This window comes from Thauera phenolivorans (genome assembly GCF_001696715.1).
GTDB classification, from domain to species: domain Bacteria; phylum Pseudomonadota; class Gammaproteobacteria; order Burkholderiales; family Rhodocyclaceae; genus Thauera; species Thauera phenolivorans.
The window spans coordinates 639,438-651,936 of the sequence record NZ_MBFM01000001.1; the positions used below are offsets into that span (position 1 = coordinate 639,438).

15 protein-coding genes and 1 tRNA gene are annotated in these 12,499 nt (G+C 70.2%); 10 read left to right on the forward strand and 6 right to left on the reverse strand.

What is annotated here, in order from left to right; translation table 11 throughout:
* Positions 1-748, reverse strand: a 748-nt coding sequence (locus BB334_RS02990) for a DUF3750 domain-containing protein (protein ID WP_068804454.1), incomplete at its 3' end; no start/stop codon positions are given.
* 280 nt (positions 749-1,028) lie between these two features.
* On the opposite strand from BB334_RS02990, the gene BB334_RS02995 reads away from it, so the two are divergent.
* The 4 genes from BB334_RS02995 to BB334_RS18375 all read left to right on the forward strand — a co-directional run bounded on the left by BB334_RS02995 (position 1,029) and on the right by BB334_RS18375 (position 4,570).
* Entirely contained in the window at positions 1,029-2,444 is a 1,416-nt protein-coding gene (locus tag BB334_RS02995) for a 3'-5' exonuclease family protein (protein ID WP_068804155.1), read from the forward strand.
* Positions 2,445-2,841: 397 nt separating this feature from the next.
* Positions 2,842-3,558 (forward strand): hypothetical protein, encoded by a 717-nt coding sequence (locus BB334_RS03000; protein ID WP_068804157.1) that lies wholly within the window; start codon positions 2,842-2,844, stop codon positions 3,556-3,558.
* A gap of 162 nt (positions 3,559-3,720) precedes the next feature.
* On the forward strand, positions 3,721-4,278 hold the full coding sequence (locus BB334_RS03005) for a YkgJ family cysteine cluster protein (RefSeq protein ID WP_068804158.1): 558 nt from the start codon (positions 3,721-3,723) through the stop codon (positions 4,276-4,278).
* Between the two features lie 79 nt (positions 4,279-4,357).
* Positions 4,358-4,570, forward strand: coding sequence for a hypothetical protein (locus tag BB334_RS18375; protein ID WP_068804161.1), 213 nt, complete (start codon positions 4,358-4,360; stop codon positions 4,568-4,570).
* A gap of 7 nt (positions 4,571-4,577) precedes the next feature.
* Here the strand turns inward: BB334_RS18375 and BB334_RS18380 are convergent, their stop codons facing one another.
* Positions 4,578-5,366, reverse strand: a complete 789-nt coding sequence (locus BB334_RS18380; protein ID WP_269798987.1) for a PAS domain-containing protein — start codon at positions 5,364-5,366, stop codon at positions 4,578-4,580.
* Positions 5,367-5,576: 210 nt separating this feature from the next.
* On the opposite strand from BB334_RS18380, the gene BB334_RS03020 reads away from it, so the two are divergent.
* Complete coding sequence (locus BB334_RS03020; RefSeq protein ID WP_068804165.1) at positions 5,577-6,431, forward strand: peptidoglycan DD-metalloendopeptidase family protein; 855 nt, start codon at positions 5,577-5,579, stop codon at positions 6,429-6,431.
* 27 nt (positions 6,432-6,458) lie between these two features.
* Here BB334_RS03020 and BB334_RS03025 read toward each other — a convergent pair whose 3' ends face one another.
* Positions 6,459-6,680, reverse strand: a complete 222-nt coding sequence (locus BB334_RS03025; protein ID WP_068804167.1) for a DUF3079 domain-containing protein — start codon at positions 6,678-6,680, stop codon at positions 6,459-6,461.
* A gap of 119 nt (positions 6,681-6,799) precedes the next feature.
* On the opposite strand from BB334_RS03025, the gene BB334_RS03030 reads away from it, so the two are divergent.
* The 3 genes from BB334_RS03030 (at position 6,800) to BB334_RS03040 (ending at position 8,892) form a co-directional block, all read left to right on the forward strand.
* Positions 6,800-7,600: an alpha/beta hydrolase gene (locus BB334_RS03030; RefSeq protein WP_068804456.1), complete on the forward strand. Its 801-nt coding sequence runs from the start codon at positions 6,800-6,802 to the stop codon at positions 7,598-7,600.
* 36 nt (positions 7,601-7,636) lie between these two features.
* A complete protein-coding gene (locus BB334_RS03035; RefSeq protein WP_068804169.1) occupies positions 7,637-7,873 on the forward strand; it encodes a hypothetical protein in 237 nt (78 codons plus the stop codon).
* Positions 7,874-7,956: 83 nt separating this feature from the next.
* A complete protein-coding gene (locus BB334_RS03040; protein ID WP_068804171.1) occupies positions 7,957-8,892 on the forward strand; it encodes a DMT family transporter in 936 nt (311 codons plus the stop codon).
* Positions 8,893-8,952: 60 nt separating this feature from the next.
* Here the strand turns inward: BB334_RS03040 and BB334_RS03045 are convergent.
* Positions 8,953-9,037 (reverse strand) — tRNA-Leu (locus tag BB334_RS03045).
* A 138-nt stretch (positions 9,038-9,175) separates the two neighbouring features.
* Between BB334_RS03045 and BB334_RS03050 the strand changes: the two genes are divergently transcribed.
* Entirely contained in the window at positions 9,176-10,135 is a 960-nt protein-coding gene (locus BB334_RS03050) for an ABC transporter ATP-binding protein (RefSeq protein ID WP_068804173.1), read from the forward strand.
* A complete protein-coding gene (locus BB334_RS03055; protein ID WP_068804175.1) occupies positions 10,132-10,893 on the forward strand; it encodes an ABC transporter permease in 762 nt (253 codons plus the stop codon). Before BB334_RS03050 ends, BB334_RS03055 begins: the two co-directional genes overlap by 4 nt.
* 12 nt (positions 10,894-10,905) lie before the next feature.
* Here BB334_RS03055 and BB334_RS03060 read toward each other — a convergent pair whose 3' ends face one another.
* Together BB334_RS03060 and BB334_RS03065 are read right to left on the reverse strand one after the other, a co-directional pair.
* Positions 10,906-11,676: a hypothetical protein gene (locus BB334_RS03060; RefSeq protein ID WP_158014336.1), complete on the reverse strand. Its 771-nt coding sequence runs from the start codon at positions 11,674-11,676 to the stop codon at positions 10,906-10,908.
* A 140-nt stretch (positions 11,677-11,816) separates the two neighbouring features.
* Complete coding sequence (locus tag BB334_RS03065; protein WP_068804179.1) at positions 11,817-12,329, reverse strand: arsenate reductase ArsC; 513 nt, start codon at positions 12,327-12,329, stop codon at positions 11,817-11,819.
* Between the last annotated feature and the right edge of the window lie 170 nt (positions 12,330-12,499).

The window sequence follows — 12,499 nt, forward strand, 5'->3', positions numbered from 1 at the left end:
TGCCGAGCCGCCCGATCGAGGGCAGGCGTAGGCCGGGGCGGTTGAAGTCGAGGCCGAAGTGCAGACCGAGCAGATTGAACTCGACGCCCTCCTCCAGCCCCAGCGTCATCCCCAGCAGCCCGAGCAGGCTGAACTGCACGCCCCGGCCCGAGGGCGACAGGCCGAGCGGCGCGTCGATCGGCCGGTAGTCCTTGCCGATCGCATTGGCCGGCAGGTCGAGACGCAGTGCCGGCACCTCGCGGCCGACGTGGGCGAGGAAGGTGTTGCTGTTCGGGCCGGGGTAGCTGCGGTAGGTGTCGGCGTGCGGATAGGCGTGGATCGCCGCCTCGATGTCGTCGATCATCGCCGCCGCGCCTTCGCCGCGATGATCGACCAGCACCGTCGGCACCGCGCCGAACCACAGCCCGTCGGGAATCATGCGGTTACGCCGCACCACCGGGCCGCCGCCCCAGCGCGTCACCTCGTAGCGGGTGTAGGTAGTGTCGCCGGCGCGCTTGTAGATGATCCAGGGATGCACCGCGAAGTAGCCGCGCCAGCCGACCGTGGGCGCGGCATACACCTGCACGATCGCGAGGTCGGCGAAGCGCGCCGGGTCGGGCGCGAGGCCAGCCGAGTGGCGCGGCGCGCTGCGCCAGCCGCCCGCCTCGGCGCGCGCGGGCGGGCCGTTCGCAAGGCCGAATCCGAAGGACAGGCCGAGCAGCAGCAACAGCCCGGCGGCCAGGCGTCCGGCGCGGCGGCCTGCCCTCATCCCGGGCGCCCCCGGCGCGCGCGGCGTGGACGGCCGGCGCAGCGCCTCGCCGCAGGCGCGACGTGATCAGGCAGCATGCGGCGAAACAGCCCGGCGTCGATCGGCATTGCGGCGGCATCCTTTCGTGGGTGGTGGAACGTAGAGCCTGACCGGCGCCGCCGGTTCCCGGCCGACGGCGCCGGCCGCCGCGCCCATCCCCCACGTGAGCGGGCGCGCCCAGGGCGGAAACCTCGCCGCCCGTCCGCGGTCGAATTGCGCAATCTTCATTCGCGGACCTGCCTTGCCCCCCGTCCCCCGCCTTGCCCCCGAAGGCCTCGCCTTCGTCGATATCGAGACCACCGGCGGTCCCGCCCAGCGCGAATCGATCACCGAGATCGCGATCGTCCAGGTCGACGAGGATGGCGTGCGCGAGTGGTCGTCCCTGGTGCGGCCCGAATCGCGCATTCCCGACTACATCCGCCGCCTGACCGGCATCGATGACGCGATGGTGGCCGACGCGCCGCGCTTCGCCGAGATCGCCGACGAGGTCTACGACCGCCTCGACGGCCGCCTCTTCGTCGCCCACAACGCCCGCTTCGACCACGGCCACCTGCGCGCCGCCTTCCGCCGCGCCGGGCTCGACATCCGGCCCCAGGTGCTGTGCACCGTCAAGCTGTCGCGCCGGCTGTTCCCCGATCATCGTCGCCACGGCCTCGACCAACTAATCGAACGCCACGGTCTGCAGGTCGCCGAGCGCCACCGCGCGCTCGGCGACGCCCGGGCGCTGTGGCAGTTCTGGGAGCGGCTGTACGAGCGCTTTCCCGCCGGCCGCATCGAGGAGGCCGTGCGCGAACTCGTCGGCCATCCGAGCCTCCCGCCCCACCTCGATCCAGAGATGCTCGCCGGCCTGCCCGATGCGCCCGGCGTCTACCTGTTCTACGGCGAGCGCTTTCACGAGGATGCCGCCAGCCTGCCGCTCTACGTCGGCAAGAGCACGCGCTTGCGCAGCCGCGTGCTGTCGCACTTCGCCGCCGACCACCAGAGCGATCGCGAGCTCAGCCTGAGTCAGCAGGTGCGCCGCGTCGAATGGATCGAGACCGCCGGCGAAATCGGCGCCCTGCTCAAGGAAGCCGAACTGGTCAAGCGTCTGCAGCCCACCCACAACCGCCAGCTGCGCCGAAACCGCGAGCTGTGCGCCTGGCGGCTCGCCCCCGACATGCTGGGCGACGTCCGACTCGAACTGGTGCATGCCGCCGATCTCGACTTCGGCCGTGACGACGCCCTCTACGGCTTCTTCCGCAGCCGGCGCGAGGCGATCAACCGCCTGCGCGCGCTCGCCCGCGAGCATGCACTGTGTCCGCCGCTGCTCGGCCTCGACAAGCACCAGCCGGGCAGCCGCTGCTTCGATTTCCAGCTCGGGCGTTGCCGCGGCGCCTGCCACGGTGGCGAGGCCCCCGCAGCCCATGCGCTGCGCCTGGCCGAGGCGCTCCAGGGGCTCAGGGTCGAGCACTGGCCGTGGGCGGGCGCGATCGGCCTGCGCGAGGGGCCGGTCGTGCACGTGGTCGAGGGCTGGCGTTACCTCGGCTGCGCCGCCGACGAGGCCGCGCTCGCCGAGCTGCTGGCGCACGGCCGGCCGGCTTTCGACCTCGACATCTACAGGATCCTGCTCAAGGCGGTGAAGCGGCTGCCGCTCGTCGCCCTGGCCGACGCGGCCTGAGGGTCGGGCGCGACCGGCCGACGAGTGCCGCCGGCGTATTGCCGTGCTGGTCGCCACCCGCGACCTCGCGCTCGCCCGGCGCATGGACACGGTCTGGTTCGTCGCCGGCGCTAGCGTGATCGAGGCCGGCCCGGCCGCCGGACCGCTCGCCGGCAACGGGCCGCCTGAGCCCGACGGCACCGGGGCGTCGTCCTGCAGTCGTGTCGGTCTAGTCCGACGAAAGGATCGGACACGGACCGACATACAGCCACCGGCTGCTCACCTACGATGGCATCAACGTTCATGCAGCAACAGACATGGACGCAGCGGCCGGCCGGGACAGCCTCAGGTGTCCGGCGCCACGGCAGGCAAGGCCGCGAGATTTCATTGCCGATTCCAACCTCAACGGAGACAGACCATGAACACCACCAAGATGCGCACCATCGCCCTCGCCACCCTGATCGGCTGTTTCGGCGCCTCCACCGGCGCGATCGCCGCCGACACCGACAAGGAAGCGCGCATGAAGCGCTGGACCGAGAGCAAGGACCAGCTCGAAAAAGAGCTCGGCACCGGCAAGGACAAGGCGCACTACCGCCAGACCCTCGAAAAGATGGGCTACGCGATCACCGCGGTGAACTACGACGAGCCCGACTATCTCGAGTACGAGGTGATCAAGGGTCTCGACTCCTACGAGGTCCAGGTCGACTTCGAGAACGGCGTCGCCGACAACGTCGACGTCACCACCAACGTCTGGAAGACCGAGGCCACCCGCGCCGCGCTGAAGGACAAGGACTACAAGTACGTCTTTCCCGCCACGATCACCGCGGACGCCGAGAAGTACAGCGACCGCACCCGCGCCAAGGCGTGGGCGGGCGAGAAGGACGCGCTCGAGAAGGAGCTCGGCGTTGGCCACGACCGCAGCCACTACCGCGGCGCGCTCGAGAAGATGGGCTACCAGGTCACTTCGGTGAACGACAACGAGGCCGACCACCTCGAGATGGAAGTGGTGAAGGGCGACACCAGCTATGAAGTGAAGGTCGATTTCGACGAGAAGACGAAGAAGTCCACCGACGTCGATGTCGCGCCCAACATCTGGGAGACCGAGGCCACCGAAAAGGCCAAGGGCGACGAATAAGGTCGGGTTGCCTCTCCTCCCAGCCCGACCCTGCGTCGCAGCGGAACACGGACCCCTCGATTCGAGGCGGTCCGTGTTCCGCCTTTCGCGCTTCGCGGACTCGACAAGGCGGCCGCCAGCGGGCACAGTCGGCGCCCCCAGTGCCTTTCCCGATCGTTCGCCATGGCCGCCACCGCGCCCCTGCACCGCCTCCATCTCGACATCGACGCGCGCGTCGCCGCGGTGCGTGACGGCCGGCCCGACTGGCCGTGCGCCAAGGGCTGCGACCGCTGCTGCCGCAGCCTCGCCGACCTGCCGCGGCTGACGCCGCCCGAATGGACGCTGCTGCGCGAGGGACTCGCCGCCCTGCCGGCGGCGCAGCTCGAGGCGATCGGCTGCCGCATCGCCGCACTCGCCGCCGCGCCCGCGCCGCCGCTGACCTGTCCGCTGCTCGACGCGGCGAGCGGGGCTTGCCCGGTGTATCCGCAGCGGCCGGTGGCCTGCCGCAGCTACGGCTTCTACGCACAGCGCGAACTCGGACTGTACTGCGGCGAGATCGAGGCCGAGGTCGCCGCGGGCGCGCTGGCCGACGTGGTATGGGGCAACCACGACGCGATCGACCGCTCGCTCGCCACCCTCGGCGAGGCCCGCACGCTGACCGACTGGTTCGTTGAGTGGGCCGCGGAAGCGCCCGGCCCGAGCGCAGCGGGGGCGCCGCAGCCGGCCGACCCTCCCGGCTGACGTCCGCCCGAGCAGACCGACGAACATCGCGCGGTCCCGCCCGAGACGCTGGAGCGCGCGCTCGCGGTCGATGCCGGGGATGTCGGGGAAGCTCCCGCTCTCGCCCGCCCCCAGCCCCGCCGGCGTCGGCGCGGCCGCCGATACGACTGCGGCGCCCTTGCCGGCGGCGAGCGCCGCGGCCTGCTGCTCGTCGCGCACACCGGCGGTGAAGGCGATCACCGGCAGGTCGATCAGGCCGAGCTCGCTGCGGATCAGCCGGGTCGCGGCCCGCCCGTCCATCACCGGCATCTGAACGTCCATCAGCACCGCGTCGAAGCCGCCACGACACAGGTGCGCAGGAGCCGGATCACCTGCTGGCCGTCGGCGGCCAGGGTGGCGCTGACGCCCTCGAGCGCGAGCGCGCGCCCGACCAGGTCGCGGTTCATCGCACTGTCGTCGACCACGAGCAGGTGCGCGCCCCGCAGGCGCCGCGACCTCGCCGCGTTCGGTGAACTTGATCGCGTTCCCCACCAGCTTGAACAGCACCTGCTCGATGCGCAGCCTGTCGACGAGCAGCGGGCCGGGCGGCGGCCGACGATCTCGGCGAAGCGCGTGTTCACCTCGGTGATGCGGCCGGTGGCCGAATCGAGCAGGAGCACGCCGACCGGCGCCTGCTCGAAGATGACGCGAAAGCGCGCCTCCGCCGCGCGCTTCACCTGCAGCGCGGCAAGCGCCTGGCGCTCGCGGTCCCGGCGCCATTGCAGACAAGCGACGGCGAACACCAGCAGCAGGCCGTAGCGCACCTTGCCTACGGCGCTGCGGTGCGGGTCGACGACCTGGATGCGCCCCGCCTCCAGCAACCGGCGCATCTGCGCCTCCTGCCCCAGGGTGTCGGCCTCACCGATGACGAAGGCGGCGCGGGCGTCGCGATCGAACACCGCGAGCCCGGTCCAGCCGCGCACCTCCTCGCTCAGGTAGCGATGCCCGAAGCCCCCCATCACCGCGATCAGCAGCGAGATCGCGAGCAGGGGCAATGCGAGGCAGAGCCACTGGCTGCGGGTGGCAGGCGCGGTCTTCGACGGGAGGGCGAACGCGTTGGCGCTGGTCATGAAGGCGGGAGCACGGTCCCGGAGCGGGTTCGAGGCGGTCGGGTTGCTGCAGTGCAGCACGAATGTTGTCGCAGATGGGGGGGTCGAAGTCCATCGCCGGTCGCCCGCCGCGGGCGCGGCGGCGCGAATGATGACAGAATCGGCGCTGCCCCGTCGGCCGGCGCGCGCGCCCCGCCGCGGCCCCAACTCCATTTTTCTCGGAAGTTCGTGATGAATCCTGCAGACACGCGCGCCGCCTCGCGCCGCGCCTTCCTCGGCGTCCTGTTCGCCGCCGCCGGCGCCGGCCTCGGCGCGCCCGCCTTCGCTGGCGTCCGCACCGCCCTGCCGCGCGCGCGCAGCGTACCCGGCGGCATCGTCCTCCTCGAGCTCGGCGCCGCCGCCGAAGCGCCCCAGGCGAGCTTCGGTGGCGTGCCGGTGATGGTGCTCGGCACCCCCGCCGGGTGGACCGCCGCGGTCGGCATCCCGCTCGACGCCAAGCCGGGCACCCGCCACCTCGAGCTGCGCGGCGGCGGCCAGCGACGCCTCGCCTTCGAGGTGGCGCCGGTGCGCTACGCCGAACAACGCCTGAAGGTGGCCCCGGGCAAGGTGGAACTGTCGGCGGCCGACCTGGCGCGCTACGAGCGCGAACGCGATCACACCGCTGACGTGATGGCGACCTTCAGCGAGGAGGCCCCGGCCACGCTGCGCCTGCGCCTGCCCACCCAGGGACGGCGCTCGAGCTCGTTCGGCCTGCGCCGCGTGTTCAACGGCCAGCCGCGCAAGCCGCACAGCGGCATGGACATCGCGGCGCCCACCGGCACCCCGGTGGTGGCGGCCGCGGACGGCCGGGTGATCGACACCGGCGACTACTTCTTCAATGGCAACACGGTGTGGCTGGACCACGGCCGCGGCCTGCTGACGATGTACTGTCACCTGAGCACGATGAGGGTGAACCTGGGGGACCGGGTGGCCGCCGGCGATCGCATCGGCGCGGTCGGCGCCACCGGCCGCGTCACCGGCCCGCACCTGCACTGGTCGGTGAGCCTCAACCGCGCGATGGTCGACCCGACGCTCTTCCTCGGCTGACGCGAAGCAGCTCGCGCTCGCGCCGTGCTAGGGCGTGCGTTCGCCCTCGCCCGACGCCCCGCTCGTCTCTTCCGTCGGCTCGATGCCCCAGTCACCGTAGGTGTACCAGTCGTCGCCGAGCATCTCCGCCGGATGCATGGTGCGCCCGGAACCGTTGCCGCAGCCGAGCGCGTCGGCCGGGCAATACTTGTCGCAGCCCCAGCAGATGCGTTCGGGGTGGCGGGGATGGAGGGGAAAGCGCTTCGCCATGCTCGGAGTCCGAAAAGGGGAGACAATCAAGGCACCTTACCCTACTCGTCTGGCAGAATTCTGGTTTGATCGCGCTCAATCGCGGCAAAATCCAACGCACGCTCACCCTCGTCCTCCCCATGTCCACACACAGACTCGCCATCCACCGCCACCCCTCGGCTCGGCCCGGGTCGCGCCCGCCGCTGCTCTTCGTGCACGGCGGCTACACTCATTCGCTGTGCTGGCAGCATCGCTTCATCCCCCGCCTCAACGAACTCGGCTACGACTGCCATGCGCTCGACCTCGCGGGCCATGGCGCCAGCGAAGGCCAGGATCGGCTGCACGAATTCGGTCTCGCCGCTTACGCCGAGGATGTCGCGCGCGCGGTCGACACGCTGGAGGCGCCGCCGGTGGTGGTCGGCCACTCGATGGGCTGCCTGGTGGCGCAACGCTTCGTCGCCGCCCGGCCGGATGCCGCCGCGGGCATCGCGCTGCTGTCGCCGGTGCCGCCCACCGGCACTGCCGGCAGCGCGGCACGGCTCGCGATGACCGAGCCGGCCTTCTTCGAGGAACTGCCGAACGCCACCTCGGGCCGTCCCACCGAGCGCACGCTGCGCGTGATGGCCCGTGTGTACTTCTCGCCCGGCACGCCCCACGAAGCGATCGAGCAGTTCCTGCCGATGATCGGGCCCGAGTCCGACCGCGCAGTGGCCGAGATGGCGATGCTGCCTCTCCTGTCTGCGCGTTCCCGTCCGCAGCTCCCGGCGCTGGTGATGGGCGGCAGCGAGGACCGGGTGTTTTCCGCCTCGATGCTGCACTTCAGCGCCGCGGCCTGGCGCACGCGGGCGCTCAGGATCGGCGGCGCCGGCCACATGATGATGCTCGACCCCCAGTGGCAGGCCGCCGCCGACGCGCTCGCAGCCTGGGGCGACAGCCTCTGAGGCGCCCTGCACTGAAGAACCGGAGCGACTTCCGCCATGGCCAAACCTCCCGACTGGCTCACCGACAAGCCCGGCGTCTACGACACCGGCAGCGGCGCTATCCGGACGATCGAAGCCAACCCCGGCTTCCCCGGCATCGAGCGGATCACGATCCGCAGCTACTGCGGTCGGCGTCAGGACGATCGGCTTTACTACCGCCTCTGCGCGGAGCCTGATCGAATGTTCGACACGCTCGAAGCGGCGCTCGCCGCGCGCAAGGTGAGGCTCACCTGAGATCCCCCGGAGGTTTGAATCCCGCCTGAAAACAGGCTTCAATGCGTCCTTGCCAGAAAACACGACAACAACAAGGAGCGTCAATGCGTCTCACCCCCCGACTGACCCTTTTGCTCGTCCTGCCACCGATGCTGTGGGCGGGCAATGCCGTGGTGGGCCGGATCGCGATCGAAAGCATCCCCCCGCTGTGGCTCAACGCGCTGCGCTGGATGCTCGCCTTCCTCATTCTGCTGCCGTTCGGCTGGCGCGCGCTCGCCACCGCCGAAGCGCGCGCGCAGATCCGCGACCGCTGGCGTTATCTGGCCATCCTCGGCCTGGTCGGCGTCGGCGCCTACAACGCCCTGCAGTATCTCGCCCTGCGCACCAGCACCCCGCTCAACGTCACCCTCATCGCCTCCAGCGCGCCGGTGTGGATGCTCGCGATCGGCGCGCTCTTCTACAAGGTAATGCCGCGCCGGCTGCAGGTGATGGGCGCGCTGCTGTCACTGAGCGGCGTCGCCCTGGTGCTCTCTCGCGGCAACCCCGGCGCGCTGCTGCGCATCGAATTCGTCGAGGGCGATCTGCTGATGCTGCTCGCGATGATCGGGTGGACCACCTACAGCTGGATGCTGGCGCGCCCGCCCGCTCACATGCGCGGCGAGCAGCGTCCGGCCTGGAACTGGGCGGAATTCCTGGTGGCGCAGTGCGTTTTCGGGGTGGGCTGGGCGGTGGGCGCGGCGGGTATCGGCGACCTCGTCAGCGACACCGCGCCCGCGCAGTGGTCCTGGCCCCTGGTGGCCGCAGTGTTCTACGTGGCGATCGGTCCCTCGATCATCGCCTATCGCGCGTGGGGGATGGCGGTGAACGAGGCGGGGCCGGCGATGGCGTCGATCTTCTACAATTTCACTCCGCTGTTCGCCGCGGTCTTCTCGGCGGCGGTAATGGGGGAATGGCCGCAGGCTTACCACGGCGTCGCCTTCCTGCTGATCGTGGGCGGCATCCTGGTGTCGTCGCGCGCGACGGCGAGGACCTCGCACTAGGCGGTGCACGCAAAAAAGGCCGGAATCCCTCGTCGGGGCTTCCGGCCTTCTTCATGTTCATGGTGCCTTGGGCGAGACTCGAACTCGCACGGCTTTCGCCACTACCCCCTCAAGATAGCGTGTCTACCAATTTCACCACCAAGGCTTTCGTTCCCCCGGCGCGAACATCCTGCGGCCAGGGGGCGAGAGGGGCCGAATTATAGCCGAAGCGCGACGAGCGTCAAGCGGGGGCGACATCAGCGGCCGCAACGCCGCAGGCGCCGCGATCTGCTATCGTCGTTCCATGCAGCCCATCATCTCGATTTCCGGCCTCGCGAAGACCTACGACTCGGGCTTCGTCGCGCTGAAAGGGGTGGACCTCGACATCCGCCCGGGCGAGATCTTCGCTCTGCTCGGCCCCAACGGCGCCGGCAAGACGACCCTGATCAGCATCGTCTGCGGCCTCGTGCGTCCGAGCGCGGGCCAGGTGACGGTGGCCGGCCACGACATCGTGCGCGACTACCGCGCCGCGCGCGAGATGATCGGTCTGGTGCCGCAGGAGCTGACCACCGACTCCTTCGAGACGGTGTGGAACACGGTGAGCTTCAGCCGCGGCCTGTTCGGCCGGCCACCCGATCCTGCCCACATCGAGCGGGTGCTGAAGGACCTGTCGCTGTGGCCCAAGAAGGACAGCAAGCTGATCACGCTCTCGGGCGGCATGAAGCGCCGCGTGCTGATCGCCAAGGCGCTGTCGCACGAACCGCGGGTCCTGTTCCTCGACGAGCCCACCGCCGGCGTAGACGTGGAGCTGCGGCGCGACATGTGGCAGCTGGTGCGCCGGCTGCGCGACACCGGGGTCACCGTGATCCTGACCACGCACTACATCGAGGAGGCCGAGGAGATGGCCGACCGCGTCGGCGTGATCGCCCGCGGCGAGCTGATCCTGGTCGAGGACAAGGCCACCTTGATGCGCAAGCTCGGCGGCAAGCAGCTCACCCTGCAGCTCGCGCGGCCGCTGGCGCAGATCCCGCCCGCGCTCGCGCACTACGGCCTGTCGCTGGCGAAGGGCGGCCGGGAGATCCTCTATCGCTACGAGGCCGAGCGCGAGGAAACCGCGATCGTCGACCTCCTGCAGGAACTGGGCGCGGCCGGCATCGGCTTCGCTGACCTGCACACCACCCAGCGCTCGCTCGAGGACATCTTCGTCAGCCTGGTCGCCGAGCCCGACGCGGCCGAGGCGGCCGAGGCGGGAAAACAGCCATGAACCTGCACGCCGTTCGCGCCATCTACCTGTTCGAGATGGCCCGCACCCGGCGCACGCTGCTGCAGAGCGTGCTGGCGCCGGTGATCTCCACCTCGCTGTATTTCGTCGTGTTCGGCTCGGCGATCGGCGCACGCATCCCCGAGGTCGGCGGCGTGAGCTACGGCGCCTTCATCGTGCCCGGCCTGGTGATGCTCAACCTGCTCACGCAGAGCGTGTCGAACGCCTCCTTCGCGATCTTCTTCCCGAAGTTCTCGCGCACGATCTACGAGCTGCTGTCGGCGCCGGTGTCGCACTTCGAGATCGTGCTGAGCTATGTCGGCGCGGCGGCGACCAAGTCGATCCTGCTCAGCCTGATCATCCTCGCCACCGCCGCCTTCTTCGTGCCGCTGCGCATCGAACACCCGGCGTGGATGCTGTTCTTCCTCGTGCTCACCGCGCTCAGTTTCAGCCTGCTCGGCTTCATCCTCGGCATCTGGGCGGACAACTTCGAGAAGCTGCAGCTCGTGCCGCTGCTGGTGATCACCCCGCTGACCTTCCTCGGCGGCAGCTTCTACTCGATCGACATGCTGCCGCCGGCCTGGCAGACGGTGACGCTGTTCAACCCGGTGGTCTACCTGGTGAGCGGCTTTCGCTGGAGCTTCTACGGCAGCGCCGACGTCGCGGTGGGCGTGAGCCTGGGCATGTCGCTGCTGTTCCTGGCGGTGTTCGTCGCGATCGTGACCTGGATCTTCCGCACCGGCTATCGGCTCAAGCCCTGAAGGCGGGGGCGCTCAGGCCCGCGGCCGCAGCCCCTTCGCGTCGGCCTTCCTGCCCAGCGTCATCTGCGTCGAGTAGCCGCCGAAGGGCCACATCGCGAACGGCGCGTCCCAGTCGATGCGGGCCGCGGCGTCGATCGCGGCGAGCGCGTCGCGGATCTGCGCGTCGTCCGCCCTGCCCTCGCGCAGCAGGCGCGAGACGATGTCGTCGTCGGGCGAGACCTCGCGATAGCGGGCGAGCGCCTCGGCCCCCAGCTCGCCCTCGCGGATCGCCTGCAGGACGATCGGCGCCGAACAGAAGTGCATCAGCGCGTGCGCCGCGACCGCCGCCGCGCCGAGCGTGGCGTCGAGCCGGTACAGCTTGCCGAGCAGGTAGTCGCGCGCCTCCCGGCTGTGGCCGGTGAAGGCAGCGCCGATCATGCGGCGCGCGATGTACTCCACGCTTTCCGCGTGGGCGAGCCTGGCGTCGGCTTCCGGCGGATCGTAGTGGATCATCTCGCCAGTCTCGTAGTTGAGGATGGTGTAGTCGCGGAAAATGTCGCTTTCCTCCATCCACACATGCACGCAGCGGTCGAAGAAGAAGTCGCGCTCGGTGTTGGCACGCGCGCCGAGGATGTTCTGATAGGCGCTGGCGACGAACTTCTCCTCGATCTGCGCACCCGAGCTCGCCTCGTATTCGTGGAAGCTCCGGCCGCTCAGGCGCTCGAATCTCAGCGCCTGGCGGGCGGCGTGCATGGGGCTTTGCGGCGCTGGCGTCACTTCTCGGTCGGCGGTCTCGGGGGTCATGCGGTATTCCTCGGGTACGGCGGGGCCTTGTGGCAGGATTCGAAACGGCCGGGCGCGGCGTCGCGCGCCCGGATCTGCAGGGCCGATATTCTCCCACCGAAGGCCGGGAAGACCAAAACCGGCGCGCAGCGCGCCCCCGATCAGCCCTCGGCGGCCGGGTCGGACTGGCCGATGCGGTCGATCTCCTGCTTGATCGCGAGGCGGTCGAGCTTGACGAGCGGCAGACTCAGGAACAGGCGCAGCCGGTTGACGATCTGGTTCTGCGTCAGGCTGAAGGCGTGCAGCTTGCGGTCGCGATCGCCCTCGACCTTCACCGGATCGGTGAATCCCCAGTGCGCGGTGAGTGGCTGGCCGGGCCAGACCGGGCAGACCTCGCCGGCGGCCTGATCGCAGACGGTGAACACGAAATCCATCACCGGCGCATCCGGCCGCGCGAACTCATCCCAGCGCTTGCTGCGCAGCTCGGAGGTGTCGAAGCCCCGGGCCTGCAGCACTTCGAGGGTCATCGGATGCACCTCGCCGCTCGGATGGCTGCCGGCGCTCCAGGCCTTGAAGCGACCCTTGCCGAGCTGGTTGAGCACGACCTCGGCGATGATGCTGCGCGCCGAATTGGCCGAGCACAGGAACAACACGTTGTAGATCTTTTCAGCCACAGCGGACTCCTTGCATGAGGAAACGGGTTGAGGGCGGGGCGCTCAGCCTGGCCCGCGCCCGGTCGGGGTCAGGCTCGCCTGCGCGCGGGTCGCGGGCAGCGCGAGGGTGATCAGCCAGCAGGCGGCGAGCATCAGGGCGGATCCGACGAGCGCATACAGCAGCCCGCCCC